The organism is Kineococcus vitellinus, assembly GCF_009906315.1.
GTDB classification, from domain to species: Bacteria; Actinomycetota; Actinomycetes; order Actinomycetales; family Kineococcaceae; genus Kineococcus; species Kineococcus vitellinus.
In genome coordinates this window covers 1-4,029 of record NZ_JAAALL010000357.1, presented here as the reverse complement: position 1 = coordinate 4,029, position 4,029 = coordinate 1, and the positions used below count along the sequence as shown (strand labels likewise).

5 protein-coding genes are annotated in these 4,029 nt (G+C 75.8%); 1 reads left to right on the top strand and 4 read right to left on the bottom strand.

All coding sequences use genetic code 11. From position 1 onward, the window contains the following. Positions 1–546, bottom strand: a 546-nt coding sequence (locus GTQ99_RS20730; RefSeq protein WP_166617591.1) for a glycosyltransferase, incomplete at its 3' end; no start/stop codon positions are given. A 79-nt stretch (positions 547–625) separates the two neighbouring features. Further along, positions 626–1,465, bottom strand: coding sequence for a glycosyltransferase (locus GTQ99_RS20725; protein WP_166617590.1), 840 nt, complete (start codon positions 1,463–1,465; stop codon positions 626–628). 201 nt (positions 1,466–1,666) lie between these two features. Here GTQ99_RS20725 and GTQ99_RS20720 point away from each other — a divergent pair, with 201 nt between their 5' ends. Continuing rightward, positions 1,667–2,929, top strand: a complete 1,263-nt coding sequence (locus GTQ99_RS20720) for a hypothetical protein (RefSeq protein WP_166617589.1) — start codon at positions 1,667–1,669, stop codon at positions 2,927–2,929. 63 nt (positions 2,930–2,992) lie between these two features. On the opposite strand, the gene GTQ99_RS20715 is transcribed toward GTQ99_RS20720, so the two are convergent. Together GTQ99_RS20715 and GTQ99_RS20710 are read right to left on the bottom strand one after the other, a co-directional pair. After that, on the bottom strand, positions 2,993–3,487 hold the full coding sequence (locus tag GTQ99_RS20715) for a DUF456 domain-containing protein (RefSeq protein ID WP_166617588.1): 495 nt from the start codon (positions 3,485–3,487) through the stop codon (positions 2,993–2,995). 48 nt (positions 3,488–3,535) lie between these two features. Further along, the gene (locus GTQ99_RS20710) at positions 3,536–3,736 is read right to left on the bottom strand and encodes a DUF7455 domain-containing protein (RefSeq protein ID WP_166617592.1); all 201 of its coding nucleotides are present in this window, start codon (positions 3,734–3,736) and stop codon (positions 3,536–3,538) included. Between the last annotated feature and the right edge of the window lie 293 nt (positions 3,737–4,029).

Here is a 4,029-nt window from a genome sequence, read left to right as displayed (position 1 = left end):
GGTGCGCACTGCCTCGGTGACCGACCAGCCCGGCGGGGTGACCCAGATGTCGCCGCGCAGCCCGAGGCGCCGGCGAGCGTCGGTGCGGGTGGAGGGGGAGACGGTCACGACGCCGCGCCGGCCGTACACGACGCGGCTGACCGTGCTCTCCAGGAACCGCCCGAGGGCTGCCACGGGTGCGGGGAAGTACTTCGCGAACTGGTCCTGGTGCACGTGGTGCAGCAGCATCAGCACAGGCGTGGAGCGCGGCAGCACCAGCGGCGAGAAGAAGGGGATGCCGTTCTGCGAGTCGACCACGGCCTCGACGCGGCGGCGGTGGCGCGCCAGCCACGCCAGGGCGTGGGCGTACACCCCGAACCGGCCGCCTCCGCGCACGATGCGGTAGCCGTCGCGGGTCTCCTCGCGCGGAGCGCCGTCGACCGCCGCGCACAGCAGCACGACGTCGTGGCCAGCCGCGGCGAACCGCTCGGCGAGCTGATGGCAGACGACTTCGGCGCCCCCGGTCTCGGGGTGCCGGGAGTCGCGCCAGTTGGTGATGACGAGCACGGTGCGTCCATGCCTCTCTCGGGCCGGCGCCTGTCGGGCCGGGTGTTCTGGTGGGTGGTCTGCTCGGACGGTGGTCGGCTCACCGGCTGGAGCGCAGCAGGCGGTGCACCCGGTACAGCTCGGTGAAGGCGTTGATGCCGTCGCGGACGGGGCGCAGCGTGGAGCCCGCGCTGTCGGACCACTCCACCGGCAGCTCCATGATCCGCAGGCCGGCGGCCGTCGCCCGCGCGAGGACCTCGACGTCGAAGGCGAAGCCGCTGAGGTTGGCGGCCGCGAACACGTCGCGGACCGCCTCGGTGCGGAAGAGCTTCATGCCGCACTGGGTGTCGCTGATGCGCCCGACGAGGGTGGAGGCGGCCATGTTGAACACGCGGCTGCCGATGCGCCGGACGACCGGCTGCGGCTCGACGTAGCGAGCGCCGAGCACGCGCCGGGAGCCGATGACGGCGTCCCAGCCGGACGTGAGGATGGCCATGCCGGTGACCAGGGCGTCCGGCGGGGTCGACTGGTCGGCGTCGACGTAGCCCACGTACGGGGCGACGGCGTGGGCGACCCCGGCGCGCACCGCAGCCCCCTTGCCACGGGCCTTGCAACCGATGACCTGCACCGGCACGTCCAGGGAGGTCACGCGGTCGACCGCGTCGGCGGTGGCGTCGACGCTGCCGTTGTCCACCACGATGATCCGCACGTGGTACGGCGAGTCGGTGATCTGCCGGCAGATGGCCTCCAGAGTGGGACCGATGCGCCGTTCCTCGTTGTAGGCGGGCACGATCAGGTCCAGGTCCGCCGGTCGCAGGTGCTCCACTCCGGCCTGGCGGGGCAGGGGCACCAGCGCCGGTCGCGGTCGTCCCGGCTGCGGCCCGGCCAGGAGGCCGCCGGGGCCGCCTGCCGACGGCTCCACCTCGTGCAGCTCGTTCATCTCGACCGCGTCTCCCATCCGGTCCGGGGCACCGGCGGCCCCGTGACCACCACGAGGCTCTTCGGCGCCGCCCGTGCGGCGTTGCACCTCGTGCACCCGTTCGGACGTCGATGCCCACCTCTTTCACCCGTGTGCTGCGCCGACCGGGCGGTCCGGGAGCTCCCGCTCAAGCTCCGCCCCCGCCGGGTCGAGGTAGGCCCCATGCGGAAGCGGACGACGAGCGCGGCACCCATCGGCGACCCGGTCGCCGTCCCGGCGCGGGGGCGGGCGCGCGGCCCGCGCCGTCGCACCGTCCTCGGGGTGGCGCTCGCGGCGCTCGTCGGGGCGGCGGGTCCCGAGCTGGGTGCCTCACCGGCCGTGGCCGCGCCGCCGCCGTTCCTGGGGCTGGTGGGGCCGGGGGCCGAGGACGCCTCCTCACTGGCCGGCGCCGGTCTGAACGCGGTGGTGGTGCAGGCCGCCTGGGACCGGGCGCAGCCGACCGCCGGTGCCCCCCTGGACCGCGCCCACGTCGCCGAGCTGCGCGCCCGCATCGCCGAGCACCGCGCCCGCGGGCTGTCGGTCGTGCTGGACCTCGGCCTGCAGTACACCCCGGCGTGGGTGTTCCGGATCCCCGGGGCACGCTTCGTCGACCAGTACGGCAACGCGTGGAGCGCCGACGTGGCGAGCGGTGAGGAGGTCGCCGACGCCGTGTGGAACCCCCGGATCCGCGCGGCGCAGGCGTCCTACGTCGCGGCCCTGGCACGGGCATTGGGGCGCGCGTCCACCTACGCGGTCCGGGTCGGGGGGCTGCTGACGGGGGAGCTGCGCCTGCCGGGTGACGTCTCCGGTGGTGCTCCCGTGGGCAGCTGGTGGGCCTTCAGCCCCGGCGCGCAGGCGTCCTCGCCCGTCCCGGGGCACCGGCCCGGCGTCTCGGCCGCCTCCCCGACGGCCGACGGGCTGTTCCTGCGCCACTACCTGTCCAGCGTGGTCGACTACCAGGACTTCCTCGTCCGCACCGTCGCCGGCGCCTTCGACGGTGACCTGCAGCTGATGTACCCGTCCTACGGCGTGCGCCCCGGGGACGAGGCCGCCGCGGTCGCGGTCGGGCTGCGGCGTCGTGCCTCGCGCTACTCCGAGCTCGTGCAGGGCGTCGACTTCGCCCGGCTCGTGCAGCGGGTGGGCGTCTACCGCAGCCACGACGCGCGCCGTCGCCACGTCGTCTACTCCACGTGGCTGGACGGGCCGGAGTTCGGGACCTCCGACCGCGACGCGAGCCCCGTCGCCTACCTCGCGCGCCTGGCCCGGGCCGTCGGCGCGCCTGTGGGCGGGGAGAACACGGCGAGCTCGGCATCGGACGAGCGGGCGCTGCGCCGGTGCCAGGAGCGTGCCAGGGCCCTGGGCCTGGCGGGACTGATGTGGTTCCACGCCCCGGCGGGAGCGGCGGGCTCCCGGATCGTGGCCCAGCTCGCCACGACGTTCCGCTGAGCCCACGAGGAAGGCCCCGACCGCCGCAGCGGTCGGGGCCTTCGACGTTCCGCGCCGGGGTGCTCAGCGCAGGACGAGCGCGCCCACGACCCAGGTGGCGGCGGCCAGCACGCCGGCGCCCATCTCGATGGCGACGCTGAGCCCGACGCCCTTGAGCGCCACGACCGTCGAGCGCCACGCACCGGCGGCGCGGCCCGGCGCTGCCGAGCCGCGCGGCAGCTGCGCGAGGAAGACGCCGAGGACGAAGCCGAGGGGCAGGCCCAGCACGGGGACGACGAAGAAGCCGACGACGCCGAGCAGACCGCCCAGCAGCAGCGAGGACCTCGGGATGCCCGCCCGCGCCATCCGGCGCCCGGGCAGCAGGTACATCGCGACCTGCCCGGCGACCAGCAGCGCCACGGCCCCGGCGAAGAACGCCCAGGCGGCGCCGCCGGTGGCCAGGGCCCAGACCAGCAGGCCCAGCGCGATGAGGAGGGTGCCCGGCAGGACGGGCACGACGACGCCGACGAGGCCGACCGCGACGGCCAGCCCCACGACGACGAGCCCGGCGTCACCCATCGTGCGGGTGGCGCCGGGCTCGGCGGACGTGCTCGGTGATCAGGGCGCTCAGCGCTCGTCGGGCGCCGCGCTGGCGGGCGTCGCCGCCAGCTTCTGGCTCTCGTCGTGGACGGTGCTGGCCACCTCGCGCAGGGCGTCGCGGTGCTCGCGGCCGTGGTGAGCGCAGAACATGAGCTCGCCACCGGCGGAGAGCACCACCCGCACGTAGGCCTGCGCACCGCACCGGTCGCAACGGTCGGCGGCGGTCATGGGTTCGTCGGCGAGGGTGGTGCTGGTTGCGGTGGTCACTCCGCGACTCCTTCCGGGTCGTGCACGCTGGGCGGCAGCTGCTGCTCCCGCCTCACACTCTTCCCCAACCGCGCCCCGACCGCGCGCGTTCCCACGCCGACGGGCCAACGCGTTCGCTCTCGGCGGAGGTGGCCCCGCCGGCGCCCGCGCCCCCCGGTGGCTCCCCGGCGGCCCGCGCGGCCGCCGGGGGGCTGCGGGTCGCGCACGCTGACCTGCGCGGACGCACGTAGGCTTCCGGGGTGACCCCGCCCACC

What these genes read in the sequence shown, in the direction of transcription:
- GTQ99_RS20720 (WP_166617589.1), top strand. Translation starts at nt 1,667, where the DNA reads ATGCGGAAGCGGACGACGAGCGCGGCACCCATCGGCGACCCGGTCGCC.
- GTQ99_RS20710 (WP_166617592.1), bottom strand. Translation starts at nt 3,736, where the DNA reads ATGACCGCCGCCGACCGTTGCGACCGGTGCGGTGCGCAGGCCTACGTG.
- GTQ99_RS20715 (WP_166617588.1), bottom strand. Translation starts at nt 3,487, where the DNA reads ATGGGTGACGCCGGGCTCGTCGTCGTGGGGCTGGCCGTCGCGGTCGGC.
- GTQ99_RS20725 (WP_166617590.1), bottom strand. Translation starts at nt 1,465, where the DNA reads ATGAACGAGCTGCACGAGGTGGAGCCGTCGGCAGGCGGCCCCGGCGGC.